This is a genomic window from Deltaproteobacteria bacterium PRO3, from assembly GCA_030263375.1.
In the GTDB taxonomy this organism is placed as follows: domain Bacteria; phylum UBA10199; class UBA10199; order DSSB01; family DSSB01; genus DSSB01.
The window spans coordinates 50795-70494 of the sequence record SZOV01000002.1 but is presented as its reverse complement, the minus strand read 5'-3'; the positions used below and the strand labels follow the sequence as shown (position 1 = coordinate 70494).

Here is a 19700-nt window from a genome sequence, read left to right as displayed (position 1 = left end):
CGCAAGGCGCCCTCCGAGCTTAGGCCCGTTTTTCTTAACGAGCCCGTCAGGCGGTGAATCGGCGAGGAGTCGGGAATCTTGACCGCGCCGGTCTTCGCGAAATACTCGGACTGCAGGGCGTAGTAATAGGCGTCCGCGCCGCGCAGCAGGTTTTCTTGGGCAAGGCGCCGGGCCAAGGCCAGCGAGGCCCCCGCCGCGGAGAGGCACAAGATCGCGACGATGAGGATCCGCTGCGACTTCATTCGCGTTACGAACGGCTCGACCAGCAGGCCTGCGTCTCGTCGGTGGGCAGAAAGAGATCGGTCAGGACGGAGGAGCTGAGATAAACGGGATTGAGTTCTTGCAGGATCGGATCGAGATTTTTAACCAAGGCCTCGAAGCCGGCGCCCTCGACCTGGGACTTCTTGTAGGCGTCGGTGCCGTTCCATTTCGTCGCGCCCAGGACCCAGAGGAGGTTTTGATTGCGGTTGGCGGGCCCCTGTTTCTTCGCCCAGAGGAAGGCGAAGAGCTTCTGCTTCTCCTCGGGAGTCAGCGAACGATAGGGCTTGGCCTCCACCTCGCTTTGGAAGATCTGCACCCGCGGTTCGCCCGAGCTTGCCTCTTGCAAGTACTCCGATTTTTGCAAGGCGCTGACGTATTTTTTTCCGAAGATCCTGAGCTTGTCCCCCTTCGGCTCCCAGTTGCCCTCCAGGATCCCCGCGTTGATGCTGGTCGGCTTCGTGGCGCTGTCCGCTTTTCCGTAGTTGAAGTCCTTGTAGACGACGAAGGTCCCGTTGTCGCGCAGGCGGATCCGGGCGTTGTCGCAGCGGGCGCCGAGGGAGAACTCGAGATCGTAGTCCTCCGGCAGCTTACCCGCAATGGGCTGGTGGAGGATGGAGGCGTAGGACCGGTTGACCATGGCCTGGAAGGTCGCGGGCGCCTGGGTCCGCGGCAGCTCCACCTGCGGCAGCATGAGCCTGCCTTGGTCGCTGATCAGGCGCAGCTCGGAAATCAGGACGTCCTTGTAGGCCTTGCCGGGGGCGATGGCCTTGATCGTCAGCCGCAGCTTGCTGACGGCGGGCAGGTTTTTCGGAAAGGCGATCTCCTGGGCGCCCATCCGGTCGGCGAGTTGGATGCGGAAAGGGACCATGCCGTCCGCCTGCAGCTCGGCCTCGAGGACGCGGCCGTTCGCCTTGAAGTGTTCGGCGGAGCGCTGATAGCCGTTCCAGACCATCATCCCGGCGATCGTTTGCGGATTCTTGAAATTCAGCGTGAAGGACTCCTCCTTGCCGTCGTTTTTCTTTCCGTCCGTGGACCAGGCGATGTCGTAGGCCGAGTCGAAGAGGTGGGCGGGGTGATAAGCCGAGACGGGCTCGAGGATCGAGGTCGCCGAGACCTCGGCGGGAATCAAGGCGGGAAGCTCGGGGCGTATCGGCGCGGCCTCTCCCTTCAGGATCGCTTGGGGGTCCGACACCGCCGGGTAAAGCAGGAGCTTGCGAATCGGGAGGGCCTTGCGGTCCGCCTCGAAGGGCGCCTCGACCTTGAGGAAGAGCGACTTGATTTCGATCTCCGACCCTCCGCTCAATTGCAGCAGCTGGTTTCCGTCGGCGTCGCTCGCCACTTGGCCGCGGGCCTGCGCCGCGCTGGTGTTCCCGTTGATGTAGACGCGCAGCTCGGAGTTGGCCTTGGGGTTCTTGCCGGCGCTCAGGATCATCAGATATCCCGCCCGGATCGGCTGCTCGAATTGCAGGTAAATGCCCTCGTCGGCGCCGGCGTCCGCGGCCCCGGAGACCCAACTGCCCTCGCATTTCGGATCGAGCAGGCAGGTGGCCGGCGCGGATCCCGGCGCGCTGCTGGTGACGGCGGCGGCGAGCAGTCGCGAAGCGGGCTGGGCGGAGGCGTCGAGGGGTAACAAGGCGACGCCTAAGGCGAGGATGGACGCGAGTTTCATGAGGCCTCCTGGAGCGAGTATTGGCACTTCGAAAAATTTCGGAACAAGGTTTCGGTGCGCAGGGGCCGGCCCGCGGCGTCCGCGACCTCGCGCAGGATGAGGTTGCGGCGGTACAGGCCTTCGGGCGTCTGGACGAAGCCGTGCTCCGCCTCGCATACCCGGAATCGGCTCGCGGGCTCGGCGTCGGCGAGCAGGCGGGCGACCAGCTCGTCTTGGGTCAGGCTCAGGCGGAATTGGTAGCATCGCGCGCCTTCGTTGGCGAAGCGCAGGTCCTTGAAGTTGTAGACGATGCTCGCGCCCGTGCCGAAGGGCACCCGACGACCATCGTCGGGGAAGAGGTCGAGGCTGTGATGGTGGCGCTCGACGATCTTGAGCTCGGAGTGCAGGGCCAGCCAGAAAAGGGCGTTGGCCAGCTGGCAGAGGCCGCCTCCAATGCCGCGCGCCGGACGGCCGCGTTGCAGGACAAGGCCCTCCACGTAGCCGCGGGCCGCGCTGGGCGGGCCCACCAGCCGCCACAGGGAAAAGATTTTGCCGGGCTTAAGCAGGACGCCGTCGAGGCGGGCGATGGCCAACTCGAGGTTGCGGCGCTTGTTCTCGAAAAGAACCGGGTCCACGCCGGCGAGACGCCGGCGGAGGGGGAGGCGGTGCTCCAGGATCGCGACGGGAAGGTCGCGATCGGCGCGTTCGACGGCGAAGCTCCCGCTGCGCAGCGCGTTTCGGCAGGCCCGAAGCCGGCGCCGCCAGGCGAAGGCGAACCAGTTGCGGGCGGCTTCAAGGTTGCTTCGCATCGTGGGCCTCAACGATCGGGTAACGGTTGGCGTTGGGGAGTTGAAAGTGCCACCACTCGCTGGCCAGCGGCCTGAGGCCGACCTGCGCCATCAGCTCGAAGAGCAGGTCGCGGTTGGAGCAGGCGGAAAGCCGCTCCGGCTTGCAGTGGGCCTTCGCGGCCGCCACGGGCGTGAAGTCGTCGAAGGCTGTCGGCATTTCGACGGGCGTCCCGTCGGCCTTGGCCAGGCTCACGTCCACGGCGACGCCGCGGTTGTGGTTGGAGCCGGTCTTGGGATCGGCGACGTAGCGCGGGTCGGGCACGAGGGCCCACATCGCGCGCTGCACGGCGAGGGGGCGCCAGCAGTCCCACAGCACCAGCTTCAGCCCCTTCGCCTCCAGGAGGGGGGCGAGTCGGTTCAGCTTGGCCGCCAGGTCGGGATGCACCCAGCAGCGGTCGAGGCCGAAGTCGCGGTAGACGTTCTTTTTGAGGAAATTGACCTCGGTGGCGTAGCGAAGGTCGAGTTGGAAGGCGGGTCCCTCCAGCGGGACCAGGGAAGGCTTGGGTTTCGCCGCGCCGGGAGACGCAGCTAGGCAGCAGGTGGCGAGCAGAAAGTAAATCCAAAACCTTTTTCCCATGCCCGCCGCCTTTATAAAAAAGTAGGGGCTCAACACCTTGAGCCCCTACGAGGAAAAATCATCTTGAAATTAAAACTCGATGAACAAGGTCGAGCGCACCGCGTAGGCCGGCGAGGCCCCGTCGAACTGGATGGCGTTGATCGGGTTGCCGTCGAGGACCCCGTTGGCGAAGTCGTCGTTCTTGATGTCGAAGACGCCGCCGGGGAGGAAGATGCCGCCGGTGATGTTCCAGATCAGGTGGTCGAAGAACTTCGCCTCGAGGATGATGTCGGTCTCGAGCCCGTACCAGCGGCTGTTGTTGACGACGCGGGGCAGGCCGGCGATGCCGGTGATCTCGGCGAAGTCGATGTCGAAGACTCGCGAGGGCGCCCAGGCGGTCAGCAAGTGGATACCCGCCTTGAAGTACTGGGCCTGCGGGATGGCGTTGGAGATGTCGAAGGTGTGCAGGTAGGTGCCGCCGACGTAGATCGCGTTGTTGACGCGGTTGGAGGTGATCGGCTTGTTACCGAGCTTGGTCTCGCCGTTGACCTGGATCGCGGGCGAGGTGCCGAGCGGCATGTTGAAGAGCATCAGCGCGACCTCGTAGTCGGGCCTAAAGCCGAACTGGGTGATGCGGCTGGAGAGGGGCGAGGAGTCGCCCGTCGCGAGGCCCGCGATAAACTTCCACTCGCCGCCGAAATCGTACTTGCCGCCGGCCTCGAGGGCGCCCAAATGGACGCGCAGGTCGTTGCTGCCGTCGAGGCAGACCGGGTTGGGCAGCGGGTTGGTGAAGCCCGCCGGGACCGAGATGGCGTTGATGCAGACGTCGGTGCCGATCTCGCCGCCCAGAAAGACGTACTCGGCCGCGACGCGGTAGGGGCCCTTCTCGTACTTGCCGTAGAGGTCGAAGAAGAAGGCGCGGGTGTTGCCGTCGATGGCGCCCGGCACGGCGTTGCCGTTGGCGTCGAAGGCGATGCCTTCGCGCTTGCCGGTGCCGTCGCGCAGCCGCACGCCCGAGTAGGTGCCGATCTCCCAATCCTGGCGCTTGTAGACCAGGGCCGCGGTCAGCTGGTAGGTGCCGTTGCTGACCGTGCCGATTTGGTCTTCCAGCAGGCCGATCGTCGGGTCTTGCTGGTCGTTGAAGACGAAGTCGGCCAGGAAGGCGAAGGCCAGGCTGCTGGAATCGGCGAAGTCGTACTTGCCCAGGTAGAGGAAGCGATCGAAGGTGTCGCCGAACTTGGCGTACATCCCGTTGCCGTCGTTTTGGAAGATGCCTAAGCCCCAATTGCTGGGCTGGCGGCCGACGCGGAATTTGCCGATGGGCGTGAGGATGTCGACATAGAGCCGGCGCACGTTGAGGCTGCCGCCCCCGCCGGTGACAATGTCGCCGGCGTCGGGACCGGTGACGCCGAAAGCGCCCGCGCCGCCCGGCAGCGTGATGGTGCCGGTGACGGGGTTGAAGACGGTCAGCTCCGTGACGTCGTTGGTGCCGAAGATGACGTCGTCGAGCATGTCGATCTGCGAGTGTATCGAGATGTTGTCGTTGATCTTGAGGACGGGCTCGATGCGGAAGCGCTGTTGCCCGAAGAGGATGTTGCCGAAGCGGTCGTTGCCGAGCTGCTTGCCCTGCGCGATGTTGGAGGGCGTCTGGGTGTCGAGATCCAGGGACCAGTCGACGAAGAGGCGGTAATAACCGTGGGCCGAGAAGCTGAGGGCCTGGGCCCGGCCGGCGAAAGCGGCGGCGATGACGCAGGCTCCGAGAAGGGCCAATAGACGGGTGCGGGCGCGTTTCATGATTTCTCCTCCCTTCAACAACAACAGGCGATTGTGCCGCTAAACCGAAGGCTCTTCGGCGAATTCATAGCGGGGAACCGGCGAAAAAAAAATTGGAGTGTGTTAGGAAAAAGCCAGGCGAATCAATGCCTTAACTTCATCCCTAGTCCGAGGGCGACTCTAGCACTTCGGGGAAAAAGGTCAAAAGAAAAAAGGACTTAGCGCAGTCAAAATAAAAGGCCCCGAGGGTGTCCACGCTTAGCGCGCCTTGGTGAATTCCTTCACCAGCGGCGCGTCGAATACGACGTCGACCTTGGGGCCGCCCGCCGCGCTGGCGTCGAAGGCCAGCTTCCCGGCGAGGTGCTTAGCGTCGTCGGCGGTTTTTTGAAGGGCGGTGGGCTCTTGAGTACCGGAATATTGGACTAACTGGTTGTTGAGCACCATCCAGTAGTTGAGCCGTGGCCCGGCGTCGAGTTCCACGGTCAGGCCGGCATCCAATCCCCCCTCCACGCAGCTGAGGGTCGTGCAGGCCAGAATCTTCGCGCCGATGTCGGTCGGAGAAAAAATAAGTTTGCGGATCATCTTAGTGGCGTCAAAAGAATCGGGGCCCTTTACCAGGTAGGCATTGGTCAAGGTGGCGCTTCCTTTGGTGTAGGTGAGGGTTCCCTTCGCGGTGCCGGCCTGAGCGGACGCCGCGGTCGCCACCGTGAGACCCAAGGCCAGAACGAAGTAGGTGTTTCGGATGCGCGATTGAAAGGACATGAAACAATCTCCTTTTATAGATTCCTGGATGAGCCCACAGGTGAGATAAAACAGAGTACGTTTTTTGGCAAAGAAAAGCCGATGGCATTGGTCGGCTGGAAAAAACGAAGGCCCCGTGGGCTTTTCCCACGAGGCCTCGCAAAATAGGAATGGGACCTAGCTTACATCATCCCGCCCATGCCGCCCATGCCGCCGCCGTGGCCGCCGGGGATCTCTTTCTTCTCTTCCGGCTTGTCGGCGATCAGGGCCTCGGTGGTGATCATGAGGGCCGCGATCGAGGCGGCGTTCTGCAGCGCGGAACGCGTCACCTTGGTCGGGTCGATGATGCCGGCCTGGAGGAGGTCTTCGAACTCCTCGCTGGCCGCGTTGAAGCCGAAGGCGTTCTTGCCGGCCTTGATCTTGTCGATCACGACCGCGCCTTCGACGCCCGCATTCTCGGCGATCTGGCGGCAAGGCTCTTCGAGGGCGCGACGGACGATGTTGACGCCCGATTGCTCCTCATCCGAGGCCTTGATCTTCTCGAGGGCCGGGATGCAGCGGATCAGGGCCACGCCGCCGCCGGGCACGATGCCCTCTTCGACGGCCGCGCGGGTCGCGTGCAGGGCGTCCTCGACGCGGGCCTTCTTTTCCTTCATCTCGACCTCGGTGGCCGCGCCGACGTTGATGACGGCGACGCCGCCGACCAGCTTGGCGAGGCGCTCTTGGAGCTTCTCTTTGTCGTAATCGGAGGTGGTTTCTTCGACCTGGGCGCGGATCTGCTTCACGCGGCCTTCGATGTCGGCCTTCTTGCCGGCGCCGTCGACGATGGTGGTGTTGTCCTTGTCGATGACGATGCGCTTGGCCTTGCCCAAGTCGCTGAGCTGCACCTGCTCGAGCTTCAGTCCCAGCTCTTCAGCCAGGCACTTGCCGCCCGTCAGGATGGCGATGTCTTCCAGCATGGCCTTGCGTCGGTCGCCGAAGCCCGGGGCCTTGACGGCCGCGACCTGCAGGGTGCCGCGCAGCTTGTTGACGACCAGCGTGGCCAGGGCCTCGCCCTCGACCTCTTCGGCGATGATCACCAGCGGACGGCCCAGCTTGGCGATCTGCTCGAGGACGGGGAGCAGCTCTTTCATCGAGCTGATCTTCTTTTCATGGATGAGGATGTAGGGGTTTTCCAGCACCGCCTCCATGCGCTCGGGATCGGTGACGAAGTAGGGCGAGAGGTAGCCGCGGTCGAACTGCATGCCCTCGACCACGTCCAGGGTGGTCTCCATGCCCTTGGCCTCTTCGACCGTGATGACGCCTTCCTTACCGACCTTGTCCATCGCCTCGGCGATGATGCCACCGATGGTCTCGTCGTTGTTGGCCGAGATGGTGCCGACTTGGGCGATCTCTTTTCGGTCTTTGGTGGACTTGCTGAGCTTCTTCAGCTCGTCGACGCAGACGGCCACGGCCTTCTCGATGCCGCGCTTCAGCGCCATCGGGTCGAGGCCCGCGGCGACCATCTTGGCGCCTTCGCGGAAGATGGATTGGGCGAGGACGGTCGCGGTGGTCGTGCCGTCGCCGGCGACGTCGCTGGTCTTGCTGGCGACTTCCTTGACCATCTGCGCGCCCATGTTCTCGAACTTGTCTTCCAGCTCGATCTCCTTGGCGACGGAGACGCCGTCCTTGGTGATGGTGGGGCTGCCGAAGGACTTCTCGAGGACGACGTTGCGGCCCTTGGGGCCGAGGGTCACTTTTACCGCGTCGGCCAGGGTGTTGACCCCGGCGAGGATCTTGTTTCGTGCGGCTTCGTCAAAAGCGATAATTTTAGCCATTGTGGAATCTCCTTTATAGGTGGGGCGAACACAAGGTTCGTCCCTGCAATTAATTTTTAGAGGACGACCGCCTGGATGTCGCTCTCTTGGAGGATCAGGTAGTCTTCATCGTCGATCTTGATCTCGGTTCCGGAATACTTGCTGAACAACACCTTGTCGCCGACCTTCACCTCGACGGGCACGGTCTTGCCGCTGTCGTCGACCCGGCCGCTGCCGACCGCGACCACCTCGGCCTCTTGGGGCTTTTCCTTGGCGGTGTCGGGAATGATGATGCCGCCCTTGGTCTTCTCGATCTCCTCGAGCCGTTTCACGATGATTCGGTCCCGGAGGGGACGAATGTTGAGCTTCTTGGCCATATGTACATCCTCCTGATGTGTATCTAATTGAAATTATTTAAAATTTATATTTAAATGAAGTCGGCTTAGCACTCCAAACGGACGAGTGCTAAGGACGGGGAGACATATAGGACTTGTGGATAAGGTGTCAAGGGAGGGGAGGTAAAAAAGGAGGGGAAATTTCTTAAAAGCGCTTCTTGGCGGCCTCTTCCTCATAATATTTTCGGTACAGGATGTCCCATTCGCGGCTGCCCTCCTGGATGCCGCGCTTTTGGGAGAGGATCTTTTGGCGGGCCAGGTCGTCGATCTGGTCGTCGGTCTTCAGGTAGTCGAGCATCGCCCGCTTGATGGCCTTGAGGGCCTCCTCGTCGTTGGGATAGTCGACCAGGTCCTCGTCGTAGAGGGCGTCCCAGACCAGGTGGGCTAGGTGGGAGACTCTTTCTTCGCTCAGTTTCATGGGGGCCTCTTGGGGATGCCTTTGGTGTTTTGCCTTGGTTCGGTGTCTTTGCGACCGCCCCGCTTTCAGAGGGGTTTTCTCCCTTGGAGCACCGGGGTCTCCCCTTAAGCCGGGGAGACCCCTGCGGTTGAAAAATCCGAAGGAAGATTAGAAGGCTTTAAGGACGGATTTTTCAAAGGCTGCTCCAAGGGAGAAAACCCCTCTGAAAGCGGGGCTGTTCCGTAGTAAACATTACCTAATTAAAGATTGCTACAGATAAGCCCCCACTCTCGTTAGGGTTGCTCCGTGGAAATCATTAATCGTTAGCCCTTCTCGTTAGGGGTGCTCGGTAATGATTCTTAGTTTTCAAATCACGAACTTCTTGTCCTTGGCCAATTGCTTCTTAATCTTTTGAAACATCTCATGCTCGTTGATCGAGCCGGCCGGGACTTGGCGGCGGAATTTATCCAGCAGGCCCTTGGCCTCCTCGTCCAGGCGGTCCTCGGCCTGGAAATTGGCCGTGATCACCTGCTCGATTTTCTGTAGCAGGGTGGGGCGGTCGGCTTTGGCGACGATCTGCTTGGACTTCTCCAGTTGGTCGAGGACCCGTTCGGCGATTTTTTGGATTTGTTCTTTTTTCAGCCGCATGAATAGAAGATAGCTTTAAACCAGAAGCCAGGGAGTGACAACCATGATCATCGTGATGCGGACCGACGCCACCAAGGACCAGCTAAAAGAGGTGGTTCGGCACATCGAGAAGATGGGCTTCAAGGCCCACGTCATCCACGGCCAGGACCGGGACGTGGTCGGGGCCGTCGGGCACGAGAAAAAGAAACAAGATTTGATGGTCTTGACGACCTTGGTCGGCGTCGAGGCGGTGATTCCCATCTCCAAGCCCTACAAGCTGGCCAGCCGCGAACTGCGGCCCAAACCCACCGTCGTGAAGGTCGCCCCCGGCGTCGCGGTCGGCCCCGAGTCCTTCATCGTGATGGCCGGCCCCTGCAGCGTCGAGAGCGAGGCGCAGATCGTCAAGACCGCCAAGGCGGTGAAAAAGGCCGGGGCCCAGGTGCTGCGCGGCGGGGCCTACAAGCCGCGCACCTCGCCCTATGATTTTCAAGGTCTGGCGGAGGAGGGGCTGCGCCTTTTGGAAATCGCGAAGCGCGAGACCGGCCTGCCGCTGGTCACCGAGGTTTTGAGCCAGCGCGACGTCGAGACCGTGGAGCGCTCGGCCGACATCCTGCAGGTCGGGGCGCGGAACGTGCAAAACTTCGCCCTGCTGAAGGAATTGGGCCAGGTGAAAAAGCCGGTGTTGCTCAAGCGCGGGATGTCGACGACGATCAAGGAGTGGCTGATGAGCGCGGAGTACATCCTCGCCGAGGGCAACCGCGAGGTCATCCTCTGCGAGCGCGGGATCCGCACCTTCGAGACGGCGACCCGCAACACGCTCGACCTAAGCGCCGTGCCGGTGCTGCGCGAACAGACCCACCTGCCCGTCATCATCGACCCCTCGCACGGGACGGGGGTGCGCCATTACGTCCCGCCGCTGGCGATGGCGGCCGCGGCGGTGGGCGCCGACGGCCTGATGGTCGAGGTGCACCCGACGCCCGAGCAGGCGCTGAGCGACGGGGCGCAGTCGCTCACCCTCGAGATGTTTGCCGAGATGATGGAGAAGCTGAAGCCGCTGATTGCATTGATGGGGCGTTCCCTGTAGGGGCGAACTTTGGCTTCGCCCCTACATTTTACTATGGATTCAAAAACCGCGAAAAATTTCTCTGGCCTCACGGTCCTATCCCTCGAGAGCCGCATGGCCCTGCCCATGGCGAAGCTGGTCGAGAAGGCCGGCGGCAAGGCCCTGAGCGCCCCCTCGATGCGCGAGGTCCCGCTGGAGGACAATTCCGACGCCTTCCGGTTTTTTGCAGAGCTCGAGGCCGGCGCCTACGACCTCTTCGTCCTGATGACCGGCGTCGGCCTGCGCACCCTGCTCGCCGCCCTCGAGACCAAGTACCCGAAGGAGCGCGTCCTCGCCGCCTTCGAAAAAACCAAGGTCGTCGTTCGCGGGCCGAAGCCGCTCGCGGTCTGCAAGATGCAGAATATCCCCGTCGCCGTGACGGTGCCGGAGCCGAACACCTGGCAGGAGATCCTCGCCATCCTGCGCGAGGAGGCGCTGCTCGCCGGGAAGAAGATCGCGGTCCTGGAGTACGGCGCCTCCAACGCCGACTTCCTCGAGGGCCTGCGCGCGGGCGGCGCGACGGTGCGCCCGGTGAAGATCTACCAGTGGGCCCTGCCCGAGGACCTGGGGCCGCTGGAGCGCGGCATCGAGGCGATCCTGCGCGGCGAGGTGCAGGTCTTGCTTTTCACCACCGCCACGCAGGTGCACCACCTCTTGCAAGTCGCCGGCCCGCGCGAGTCGGCCCTGCGCCGCGCCCTGCACCGCGTCGCGATCGGCTCGATCGGGCCCACCACCAGCGAGGCCCTGCGCGAGCGGCAGCTCTTCGCGGACTACGAGGCCACGCCGAACAAGATGCCGGAGCTGGTGGCCCAGATGGCGGCCGTCGCCGGGGAGATCGTCGCGAGGAAGAATGAGCGGGCGGATGAGGCTTGGGTGAGGACCGTAGGGGACGGGCGAACACAAGGTTCGCCCCTACCGGAATCCCGTATGCTACGGGCCTGCCGCAAGCAGCCCGTCGACCGCATCCCCGTTTGGCTGATGCGCCAGGCCGGCCGTTACATGGCGGAATACCAGCTGGTGCGCGGCGGTGTGGACTTTCTGACATTGTGCAAGACCCCCGAGCTCGCCGCGCAGGTGACGCTGGACGCCGTCGAGCGTCTCAACGTCGACGCGGCGATCATCTTCGCCGACATCCTCCTGATCGTCGAGCCGATGGGCGTGCCGCTGGAATTCAAAGAGAGCCTGGGTCCCGTGATCGGGCGCCCCGTGCGAAGCGTCGATGACATACGTAAACTCAAGCCCGTCGATCCCGAATCGGGCCTGGGCTTCGTCCTCGAGGCGATCCGCCAAGTCCGCGCCGCGATGCGGCCCGACATCCCCCTCATCGGATTCGCCGGCGCGCCCTTCACCGTTGCCGCCTACATGATCGAGGGCAAGGGTTCGCGCAACTACATCCCGACCAAGACGCTGATGCACCAAGAGCCCGGCGCCTGGCACGAGCTGATGGAGAAGATCACGACCGCCTCGCTGTCCTACCTGAAGGCCCAGGTCGCGGCGGGCTGCCAGATCTTACAGATTTTCGATTCCTGGGTGGGCTGTCTCTCGCCGGCGGATTACCGCGAATACGTTTTTCCCCACATGCAGCGGCTCTTCTCCGAGCTGCCCAAAGATATCCCCTCCATCCATTTCGGCACCGACACGACCTCCCTTCTCGATCAAATCAAAGGGGCGGGCGGCGACGTGATCGGCCTCGATTGGCGGGTGGACATCGCCCAGGCCTGGCGGCAGCTCGGTGACGTCGCGGTGCAGGGAAATTTCGATCCGGTTCTCCTCTTTTCGGAACCCGATGTCATCCGCGCCGAGGCGCGCAAGATCCTCGAGGCGGTGGGTTCGAAGCCCGGCTTCATCTTCAACCTGGGCCACGGCATCCTCCCCGAGACTCCCGTCGACCACGTCATGGCCTTGGTCGATTTCGTGCACGGATGGAAAATGAAATAGAATTTCATTTTTCGATTTTGTCTTGTCATCGTCACGGGAGCTACGGATAATCCCCTCTACATCAACATCGATCAAGGGGCTTCATCCGCCGAAGTTTGGGGCGGTGAAAGGGGCGTGTCGTGGGACCGGACAGTTCTTGATTCTCCGCGCGGTCGCGCGGTCGTTTTTTGTCGTATTCATTCCATCCATTTCCTTTAAGCAACCCCCGGGCTCGGCGCCGCCGTCTGCGGTAGGCAGGGTCGTGTCGCGGATTGCACAACTCTTTTTTTATTTTTACGGAGGGTTTTATGAAAAAAATTCTTATCGCCTGTTTCCTCGTCGCATTGACGGCTTGCGGAGGCAATGCCTTGGACGCCGTGGGGGACTTTTCTGAGGGCTCGCTCGAGGACTTGGTCCGGCAAGGCGAAGCGCTTGCCTTGGGGAGCCCGGAGGGCGAGGCCAAAAGCCTCGGCCTGACCGACGGCGTCGCGATCGCCGACGGCATGGTGAGAGTCGCCTTAAACGTCCCCACGGCGGCGGGCAACGTCGCCGCGCGCCTCTACCTGAGCCGCGAGTGCCTGCTGAAGCGAGACCGCCGTCTGGTGGCCTTGATTCCCGGAACTTTGGCGAACGGCGGCGGCTACTATGAAGTCGCGGTTCCCGGCCGCGAGGGCTTCCATACCGTGCGCGTCCTCGCTAAATCGGGCTACTGCGCCTTGTCGGTGGATCTCTTGGGGACGGGCGGGTCCTTCCGCCCCGAGGTCGGACAGGAGCTGGACAGCGAGGAAAGCGCTCTCGCCGTCGCCGCAGTGGCGAGGCCGGTGGCGACCATCTTGGGAATTCCGCGCTGGGACGTCTACGGGGAGACCGGCGTGGGTACCAACGGCGCCCTGCTGCTGGCCCGCCGCTCCGACGTCCGCTCGGTGGTCGTCTCCGCGGCGTTCTACCTTCGCTTCGGTCCCGTTTCAGGCCAACTGTTCGATCCGGCGTTCCGCGCCTTCGTTGCGGCAACTCCTTATCTACCGGGGGATCCCGCGTTGCTTAATCTCTTTTTCGGGGCGGCCTATCCCGATGTCCTGGCCGCGGCCGTCGCCGCGACACTGGGGCCGCCGCCGCAAACCGTGCCGTCCGGGCCCTTCAACGAAGTGGCCGCGGTGCCCTTCGGCTTCGATCCGGTCGCTGGCGAGTTTGTCCTGGAGGCTCCGATCCAGGATGCCGCTCCCGCGCGGGCGGACGCCCTCTTCATTCAGGGTTCCCCCGATCCGATCGGCAGCGAGGCCGGCACGGCCGAGTTGGTGGCCGCCTACGGCGCTAGCGGCGGAGGCCAGGCGGAGAGCGTGACCTTGCCCGGAGCCTCGCACCTGATGCGGTTCGACGCGCCGATCAGCGACGGCCCCGACAGCGCCTTTTGGGAGCCGTTATTGAGTTTCTTGGCCACGCATTGACGCAGCGCGAGTCGCGGAAAGTTCCGGCCGGGGCGGAGACGCCCCGGCATTTTTTTCTTAGGCGATGACTTTGTCTTGCAGGGGCTTGAGCCGTTCATAGAAGCGGAGGCTGTGGGCCAGATAGGCGAGGGCGGCCGACAGTTGGAATAGGGCCGGAAACCAATGCCCTCCGCGCTCCAAGAAGAATCCCGGAAAATAATGGATGAGCAACGTCGCGCCAAGCGTGAAGCCAAGGGCCGCGGGCATCAGGAACCGGATGTTCCGCAGCTGGTCCTTCTGCACGACCGCATAGAGCTGCTGCCTCGCCGGACTGCGGTCCTCCCCGGCGCGCTTGCGGATCAGACGCAGGTCCCAAATGAAGAGCAGCCAGATCAAGGCGGCGTAAACGGCGTTCAGCGCGAACCAATTCCGCGGATTGCCGACCTGCGTGAAGGCGACGCACTCGACCAGGGTGAGGGCGACGTAGAGGAAATTGTGGCCGAACTCGAGGGGCCAACGGATGACGGTGAGTCCGTGGATAATCGAGCGCGACCAGAACAAGAGGATGATCACCAGCCCACTAGCGATGTAGGGCCAGGCCGCGTAGTGCCGATCGACGATCGGGATCCGCGAGGACTCGACCAGGAAGTAGAGCGCGACGCCCTGGATGATGCTGATGAGCGTGAGTTCGATGTTCAGCACCAGGGAATCGCGTTCCGTCATTCAATCTCCCTTCACCATCGCGCAGACCGTCTCGACCCAGGCCGGCTCGGTGTTCAGCGAGGGAATCAGGAGCAAGTCTTCGCCGCCCAAGGAGCGAAACTGCTCGCGGGCCCGCATGCCGATCTCTTCCAGCGTCTCCAGGCAGTCGGCGACGAAGGCGGGGCAGAAGACGGCGAGGCGCTTCTTTCCGGCCTTGGCCAGCTCGGGGATCACCAGGTCGGTGTAGGGCTTGATCCACGGCGTGCGGCCGAGCCGCGATTGGAAGCAGATCGTGTATTGCTCCGCCGGCAACTCCAGCGCGGCGGCCAGGGCCCGCGCCGTCGCGTAGCTGTGGGCGCGGTAGCAAAGCCCGTTGGCGGGGATGATCTTGTCGCAGCAGTCGGGCTTCTGCAGGCAGTGATTTCCACCGATGTCTCCTTTAAGGATCTGCCGTTCGGGCAGTCCGTGGAAGCTGAACAAGACATGGTCGGCCCGGAAGTCGCGCAGCCGGCCGCGCCCGACCTCCGCGAAGGCCCGGATGAAGCCGGGATGGTCGAAGAAGGGCAGGAGGAACTGCAGCGGGGTGATGTTCCACATCCGCTTCGCCACGCGGAAGACCTCTTCCTGCGTCGAGCCCGTCGCCGAGGAGGAGTACTGCGGGTAGAGCGGCAGGATGCGGACCTCGCGGACGCCCCGGTCGAAGAGGCGCCGCAGGGCGGACTCGATGGAGGGCTCGCCGTAGCGCATGCCGATCTCGACCGCGTAGTCCTCGCCCAGGCGCTCGGCCACGGCGCGGCCCAGGTCTTGGGTGTGGAAGAGCAGCGGGGAGCCCCGCTCCGTCCAGATCTTGCGGTAGGCGGCGGCGGACTTGGGCGAGCGGAAGGGCGCGATGATGAGGTTCACCAAGAGCCAGCGGCCCACCGGGTTGATGTCGATGACGCGGGGGTCGGAGAGGAATTGCCGCAGGTAGCGGCGGACGTCAGCGGTCGTCGGAGCCTTCGGGGTGCCGAGGTTGATCAAGAGGACGCCGATTTTATTTTTCGAGTCTTGCATTTGTATTGTAGGGGCGAACCTTGTGTTCGCCCCTACTCCCCTACGCCCAAGGCTTGATCACCACTAGGATGACGATCGCGAACAACAGCAAGGTCGGCACCTCGTTGATAAACCGGCAGGCCCGCTCCGATAAAAAGAAATCCCCCCGCGCGAAGCGCTTCGCCGTGATCCCCGCGAAGATCTGGTAGCCGATCAAGCCCGCCACGCCCAGGAGCTTCGCGTGGAACCAGGGCGCCCGCAGCACGGCGGGGTTGAGGGCGATCAACAGAATGCCGAGCAGCAAGGTCAGCAGCATCGCCGGGTGCATGATGACATAGAGCAGCTTACGCTCCATCAGGGCGTAGGCCTGGCGCATGTTCGCCTGGTCTTGATACTTCACGTGGTAGACGAAGAGGCGGAATATATAGAAGAGCCCCGCGAACCAGGCGACCATGAAGATGATGTGGAAGGCCTTCAGCCAGAGGTAAAGCATGGGCGCCTGCCTAGCAAATTTCCCTCAAACCGTCTTGGAGAAAGTTGGGGTGGCGGATTGGCTGCGGATGTCCTCGAGGTAGCGGTCGAAGACCATGGCGATATTGCGCAGGAAGAGGAAGCCTTCGCCCCGCACGCGCAGGGCCCTTGCGTCGTTTTCGAGGAGGCCGTCGGCGACGAAGGTCTGAAGCTCGGGCAGTTCCGCCTCGAAATACTCGCCGTGCTTCAACCCCCATTGCGCCTCGAAGTCGGCCCAATCCACCAGGCCGTTGCACATGATGCGGGTGATCAGGTCGCGGCGGATCGCGTCGTCGCGCGCCAGCAGGAAGCCCCGGAAGGCGGCCAGACCGCCGCCGCGGATCGCCGCCTCGTAGTCGGCCAATTCCTTCAAGTTTTGGAAGTAATTCCCGCCGACGTAGGAGATGGCGCTGACCCCGAAGCCCAGCTGGTGGGCGTCGGCCTTGGTCGAGTAGCCCATGAAGTTGCGGTGCAGGCCGCCGCTCTCCGCGGCCCGCGCGAGCTCGTCGTCGGCCCGGGCGAAGTGGTCCATCCCGATCGAGCGGTAGCCCTTGGCGGTAAAGGTCTCGTAGGCCCGCTGGAAGAGCTCAATCTTCATGCCCGGGGGCGGCAGGTCGGAGTCCTTGAAGGAGCGCTGCACGGCGCTCTTCCAGGGGACGTGGGCGTAGCTGTAGACGGCGAGACGGTCGGGCCTAAGCTCCAGAACTTGCGCCAAGGTCTTCTCCCACCCTTCGAAGCTCTGGCCGGGCAGGCCGTAGATCAGGTCGAAGTTGAAGGAGCGAAAGCCTAGGCTGCGCAGCAGCGCGACCATCTCCGCGGTCCTTTCATAAGTCTGGTGCCGGTTGATGAGGGCTTGAACCTTGGGGTCGAAGTCCTGCACGCCCAGCGAGATCCGGTTGAAGCCCAGTTCGGCCAAGACCTTGCAGAAGGCCGGCGTGCTGGTGCGGGGATGCATCTCGATGGCCAGCTCGGCGTCGGGCATCAGGCGGAAGCGGTTGCGGATCCGCGCGACGATGGCGCGCATCTCCTCAGGTTGCAGGAAATTGGGCGTGCCGCCGCCGAAATGCACCTGGCTGACCTCGCGGACGCCCTCGGGCAGCGCCGCGACCACCCGGTCGAGCTCCCGCAACAGGACCTCGACGTAGGGCGCCGAGCGGCTGTGGTCGGTGGTGATCACGCGCATGCAGCCGCAGAAATGACAGAGCCGTTCGCAGAAGGGGAGGTGGAAGTAGAGCGACAGGGGGTCGCCGGGACGCAGGCCCTCGAGGCTCCGGAGATAATCGGCCGGGCCGACGGACTCCGTCCAGGCCGGGACCGTCGGGTAGCTTGTGTAACGGGGCCCGGGTACGTTGTACTTGTTGAGCAGCGCTGCAAGGCGTTCGTTCAGCATCTCTTCCTTCATAGCCCCGCGATTACCAGGACTTCAACCCGGAAATGCCGCCGCGCCGGCGGGGAAAAAACTATAGACAACTTATCCGAAAATCGGGTGATAATCCGGATCTCGACGGAAATTCATGATTTTTGGTGGGCACGGGTCAGGACAGGGCAGGTAGCCTCATGCTGGGACGGTTCCAACCCGCGGGATTCAGGGTAGACGCGCCCCCTCGGCTTCAACCTGATTTTGACGCGCCGCGACTTTCCCCCGCCGAGCGCCACGCCGCCTTCGTGGCGGCCCTCCTCGAGGGACTCGCCGATTGGCACGAAGCGAGGCCGATCTCCCGAAATCTGGATGCCGGTCCGCAGTCTCTGGCGCGAAGCCTCGAGGCCCTGCCCCTCTATCGCCGCTCTGAATTGGCCAAGCGCATCGGGCCGGCCGCCTTGGTCGAACTCAGCGCGCTAGCCACGGAGTCGGACCCGGAATTATTCCTTCAAGGCCTAATGAATCTGGCGCGGCGTCTGCACGGTGCCGGCGATGCGGCCCTGGCCGCGGCCCTCCCCTTGAGCCTGCGCCGCAGCCTGCAGGACCACCCCGAATGGCGTGGCGCGATTTCTCCCGCCGCCTGGGCGGACTTGAACCGCGAATGTGATGTCGTGCAAGGGCGCGGCCCCATCGCCCCCCGCGTGGAATTCCTGCTGCGTCACTTCGCCCGCGAGGTCTCGCACCCCGCGACCCTGGCCAGCTTCGCCGCCGGCGCGGGCGCCTTCCAAAGCCTTCGACTGCTGACCCTGGCCCGGCTGACCGCGGCGCCGGCGGGCCTCGCGACCCGCGCCTGGCGGGCGCGCGCCTTGGCCTCCCTGGCCGGGCTGGGCGGCGAGACCTTCGCCCTAACCCTCAGCCACCGCTCGCTGCGCGAGGCGCTCGGCGAGCGACAGGCCTGGGACGCGGAGTCGATCCGCCGCGAATTGCTGGTCAACGGCATCACCCTCGGCCTGATGCGCGGCGCGGGCGCGGCCTCGGAATCGGCCTTCCGCGGTCTGCACGGCGTCGCCCCCGGCGCCTCGCGCGTGGCGCGACTCTCGGGATTCACCTCAATTTCGCGGCTGGCGATTCCCCAGACGGCGATGTTCGGGGCCCTGCTGCTCGCCCACCGTGCGGAGAGCGCCCTGGGCCTGAGGCCCGCCGGCGACGGCGCAACCGTCCTGTTCGACTCTCTTGCCACCCTGTTGCACTTCAACATCGGCGGCCGGATCTTCGAGTCCGTCCAGCCGAGGGGCTTCGGGGCCTGGACCCGAGGGCTCGAGGCTCAATCCCGCGCCTTGGCCTCCGTCTCCGCGCCGCGGTCCGGGGGTGGCGGGGATCTCGGCGCTTGGCAGCCTCGGAGCGACTTTGCTTGGGCCGTCGCGGGCCGCAGGCCCCGCGAGCCGAGGCGGGCCTTCGAGGATTTTTGGGCGATGAACGAGCGGCCCAAGGACGAGGGCGGGGTCCCGCGCCCGGCCGGTCCCCGCTTGGAGTCCGTGACCGCGCCCAGCCCGGTGCGCTTCCGCGAAGTCCTCGAGGCCTCGCCGCATCCGGTCTTGGTCGTCGATCCGCAGGGCGAGATCCGCTACGCGAACGGCCCGGCCCGCCGGATCTTCCAGCCCACGCTCCTCGATTTCGCCAATATCCGCATCATGGAGGTCTTCGAGCCGCACCCCAGCGAGCCCGGGCTCTTTGTCTGGTCGCGTGGGGAAAACGATGTGACTTACTGGCGGATGGAGCGAAGAAACCTCGGCGGGGAAGAGGGCTTTATCGCGCATTTTCTGAGCGACGTGACCGAGCTGCAAGTGCTTAAGGAACGCGCCTCCGCCCTGCAAGAGCAGAACGTGAGGCTCGAGGCGAAGTCGCAGCTGGCCGAGCGCTTCCTGCACGACGGCGGGAATCTGCTTTCGGATCTTTCCTTCCGGGAAGGCCTCTTGGAGCGTTTGGTCGGGGCGCCGGGCGCCGCGGGGGAATCCTCGCGCTGGGGAGCCTTCGCGGACCGCGTGCGGGACCTGGGCAGCTCGGTCGGAAAGGTGATGGACTTTTATCGAAGCTGGCGGCGCATCGCCGCGGGGAGCCCGCGGCAGGTGACGGTCCTCTCGATGGAGCCGATGCTCAACGAGGCCCTGCGCCTCAACGAGGGCGCCCGGCAGAAGCAGGGGATACGCCTGGAGACGGATTTTGGTTCCGAAGCCCTGACCGTGCGCGGCGAGGAGGCCCTGCTGATCAATGCCGTCTTGAATCTCTTGGTCAACGCCTGTCACGCCATGCCCGGGGGTGGGACCCTGCGGGTGCGCACCTATCCTCACGACGCCTTCGTGGTGATCGAGGTCTCGGACACCGGTATCGGCATTCCGCCCGAGCATCTCCCGCACATCTTCGAATTCGGTTTCACCACCAAGCAGCACTCCGGCGGCACCGGCCTGGGCCTGCCCAATGTCCGGACCGCGGTCGAGAATCTGCACGGCGGCCGCGTCGAGGTAGAGAGCCGCGTCGGCGAGGGCACGACCTTTCGGCTGTTTCTTCCCTCAAGCTCGGTGGCCGGGCATTGACGCCTCGATTCGGTTTTCGC

The 19700-nt window shown here is 64.0% G+C and carries 17 protein-coding genes; 4 read left to right on the top strand and 13 right to left on the bottom strand.

Annotated features, from left to right (window positions below; genetic code table 11):
- Positions 1 to 247 precede the first annotated feature (247 nt).
- From FBR05_00845 to FBR05_00805, 9 genes are all read right to left on the bottom strand, one after another.
- Positions 248 to 1930 carry a hypothetical protein gene (locus FBR05_00845; GenBank protein MDL1870733.1) on the bottom strand — a complete coding sequence of 561 codons (1683 nt, stop codon included), beginning with the start codon at positions 1928 to 1930 and terminating at the stop codon, positions 248 to 250.
- Complete coding sequence (locus tag FBR05_00840) at positions 1927 to 2718, bottom strand: vancomycin resistance protein (protein MDL1870732.1); 792 nt, start codon at positions 2716 to 2718, stop codon at positions 1927 to 1929. Before FBR05_00840 ends, FBR05_00845 begins: the two co-directional genes overlap by 4 nt.
- Complete coding sequence (locus FBR05_00835) at positions 2702 to 3334, bottom strand: hypothetical protein (protein ID MDL1870731.1); 633 nt, start codon at positions 3332 to 3334, stop codon at positions 2702 to 2704. Before FBR05_00835 ends, FBR05_00840 begins: the two co-directional genes overlap by 17 nt.
- A 69-nt stretch (positions 3335 to 3403) precedes the next feature.
- Complete coding sequence (locus FBR05_00830; protein MDL1870730.1) at positions 3404 to 5107, bottom strand: hypothetical protein; 1704 nt, start codon at positions 5105 to 5107, stop codon at positions 3404 to 3406.
- Between the two features lie 237 nt (positions 5108 to 5344).
- Positions 5345 to 5848 carry a hypothetical protein gene (locus FBR05_00825; protein ID MDL1870729.1) on the bottom strand — a complete coding sequence of 168 codons (504 nt, stop codon included), beginning with the start codon at positions 5846 to 5848 and terminating at the stop codon, positions 5345 to 5347.
- Between the two features lie 161 nt (positions 5849 to 6009).
- Positions 6010 to 7644: a chaperonin GroEL gene (groL, locus tag FBR05_00820; GenBank protein MDL1870728.1), complete on the bottom strand. Its 1635-nt coding sequence runs from the start codon at positions 7642 to 7644 to the stop codon at positions 6010 to 6012.
- Positions 7645 to 7700: 56 nt separating this feature from the next.
- Positions 7701 to 8000 carry a co-chaperone GroES gene (locus FBR05_00815; protein ID MDL1870727.1) on the bottom strand — a complete coding sequence of 100 codons (300 nt, stop codon included), beginning with the start codon at positions 7998 to 8000 and terminating at the stop codon, positions 7701 to 7703.
- Positions 8001 to 8163: 163 nt separating this feature from the next.
- Complete coding sequence (locus tag FBR05_00810; GenBank protein ID MDL1870726.1) at positions 8164 to 8436, bottom strand: DUF507 family protein; 273 nt, start codon at positions 8434 to 8436, stop codon at positions 8164 to 8166.
- 345 nt (positions 8437 to 8781) lie between these two features.
- Positions 8782 to 9063, bottom strand: a complete 282-nt coding sequence (locus tag FBR05_00805) for a DUF507 family protein (protein ID MDL1870725.1) — start codon at positions 9061 to 9063, stop codon at positions 8782 to 8784.
- A 43-nt stretch (positions 9064 to 9106) separates the two neighbouring features.
- Here FBR05_00805 and aroF point away from each other — a divergent pair, with 43 nt between their 5' ends.
- The 3 genes from aroF (at position 9107) to FBR05_00790 (ending at position 13506) form a co-directional block, all read left to right on the top strand.
- On the top strand, positions 9107 to 10126 hold the full coding sequence (gene aroF, locus FBR05_00800; protein ID MDL1870724.1) for a 3-deoxy-7-phosphoheptulonate synthase: 1020 nt from the start codon (positions 9107 to 9109) through the stop codon (positions 10124 to 10126).
- A gap of 105 nt (positions 10127 to 10231) precedes the next feature.
- Positions 10232 to 12082, top strand: a complete 1851-nt coding sequence (gene hemE, locus FBR05_00795; GenBank protein ID MDL1870723.1) for a uroporphyrinogen decarboxylase — start codon at positions 10232 to 10234, stop codon at positions 12080 to 12082.
- Between the two features lie 287 nt (positions 12083 to 12369).
- On the top strand, positions 12370 to 13506 hold the full coding sequence (locus tag FBR05_00790) for an alpha/beta hydrolase (protein MDL1870722.1): 1137 nt from the start codon (positions 12370 to 12372) through the stop codon (positions 13504 to 13506).
- A 57-nt stretch (positions 13507 to 13563) separates the two neighbouring features.
- Here the strand turns inward: FBR05_00790 and FBR05_00785 are convergent, their stop codons facing one another.
- Genes FBR05_00785 through hemN form a run of 4 tightly spaced genes read right to left on the bottom strand, consistent with a single transcriptional unit; the run spans position 13564 to position 17131 of the window.
- A complete protein-coding gene (locus FBR05_00785) occupies positions 13564 to 14208 on the bottom strand; it encodes a hypothetical protein (GenBank protein MDL1870721.1) in 645 nt (214 codons plus the stop codon).
- Positions 14209 to 15240 carry a ferrochelatase gene (locus FBR05_00780; GenBank protein ID MDL1870720.1) on the bottom strand — a complete coding sequence of 344 codons (1032 nt, stop codon included), beginning with the start codon at positions 15238 to 15240 and terminating at the stop codon, positions 14209 to 14211.
- A 40-nt stretch (positions 15241 to 15280) separates the two neighbouring features.
- The gene (locus FBR05_00775; protein ID MDL1870719.1) at positions 15281 to 15712 is read right to left on the bottom strand and encodes a CopD family protein; all 432 of its coding nucleotides are present in this window, start codon (positions 15710 to 15712) and stop codon (positions 15281 to 15283) included.
- A 24-nt stretch (positions 15713 to 15736) separates the two neighbouring features.
- On the bottom strand, positions 15737 to 17131 hold the full coding sequence (gene hemN, locus FBR05_00770) for an oxygen-independent coproporphyrinogen III oxidase (protein ID MDL1870718.1): 1395 nt from the start codon (positions 17129 to 17131) through the stop codon (positions 15737 to 15739).
- A 155-nt stretch (positions 17132 to 17286) separates the two neighbouring features.
- Here hemN and FBR05_00765 point away from each other — a divergent pair, with 155 nt between their 5' ends.
- The gene (locus FBR05_00765; GenBank protein MDL1870717.1) at positions 17287 to 19680 is read left to right on the top strand and encodes a PAS domain-containing protein; all 2394 of its coding nucleotides are present in this window, start codon (positions 17287 to 17289) and stop codon (positions 19678 to 19680) included.
- The last annotated feature ends 20 nt before the right edge of the window (positions 19681 to 19700 follow it).

Bases quoted from the DNA above. Each gene is read 5' to 3' on its own strand.
- FBR05_00845 (MDL1870733.1), bottom strand. From the start codon at position 1,930: ATGAAACTCGCGTCCATCCTCGCCTTAGGCGTCGCCTTGTTACCCCTC.
- FBR05_00840 (MDL1870732.1), bottom strand. From the start codon at position 2,718: ATGCGAAGCAACCTTGAAGCCGCCCGCAACTGGTTCGCCTTCGCCTGG.
- FBR05_00835 (MDL1870731.1), bottom strand. From the start codon at position 3,334: ATGGGAAAAAGGTTTTGGATTTACTTTCTGCTCGCCACCTGCTGCCTA.
- FBR05_00830 (MDL1870730.1), bottom strand. From the start codon at position 5,107: ATGAAACGCGCCCGCACCCGTCTATTGGCCCTTCTCGGAGCCTGCGTC.
- FBR05_00825 (MDL1870729.1), bottom strand. From the start codon at position 5,848: ATGTCCTTTCAATCGCGCATCCGAAACACCTACTTCGTTCTGGCCTTG.
- groL (MDL1870728.1), bottom strand. From the start codon at position 7,644: ATGGCTAAAATTATCGCTTTTGACGAAGCCGCACGAAACAAGATCCTC.
- FBR05_00815 (MDL1870727.1), bottom strand. From the start codon at position 8,000: ATGGCCAAGAAGCTCAACATTCGTCCCCTCCGGGACCGAATCATCGTG.
- FBR05_00810 (MDL1870726.1), bottom strand. From the start codon at position 8,436: ATGAAACTGAGCGAAGAAAGAGTCTCCCACCTAGCCCACCTGGTCTGG.
- FBR05_00805 (MDL1870725.1), bottom strand. From the start codon at position 9,063: ATGCGGCTGAAAAAAGAACAAATCCAAAAAATCGCCGAACGGGTCCTC.
- aroF (MDL1870724.1), top strand. From the start codon at position 9,107: ATGATCATCGTGATGCGGACCGACGCCACCAAGGACCAGCTAAAAGAG.
- hemE (MDL1870723.1), top strand. From the start codon at position 10,232: ATGGCGAAGCTGGTCGAGAAGGCCGGCGGCAAGGCCCTGAGCGCCCCC.
- FBR05_00790 (MDL1870722.1), top strand. From the start codon at position 12,370: ATGAAAAAAATTCTTATCGCCTGTTTCCTCGTCGCATTGACGGCTTGC.
- FBR05_00785 (MDL1870721.1), bottom strand. From the start codon at position 14,208: ATGACGGAACGCGATTCCCTGGTGCTGAACATCGAACTCACGCTCATC.
- FBR05_00780 (MDL1870720.1), bottom strand. From the start codon at position 15,240: ATGCAAGACTCGAAAAATAAAATCGGCGTCCTCTTGATCAACCTCGGC.
- FBR05_00775 (MDL1870719.1), bottom strand. From the start codon at position 15,712: ATGCTTTACCTCTGGCTGAAGGCCTTCCACATCATCTTCATGGTCGCC.
- hemN (MDL1870718.1), bottom strand. From the start codon at position 17,131: ATGAAGGAAGAGATGCTGAACGAACGCCTTGCAGCGCTGCTCAACAAG.
- FBR05_00765 (MDL1870717.1), top strand. From the start codon at position 17,287: ATGCTGGGACGGTTCCAACCCGCGGGATTCAGGGTAGACGCGCCCCCT.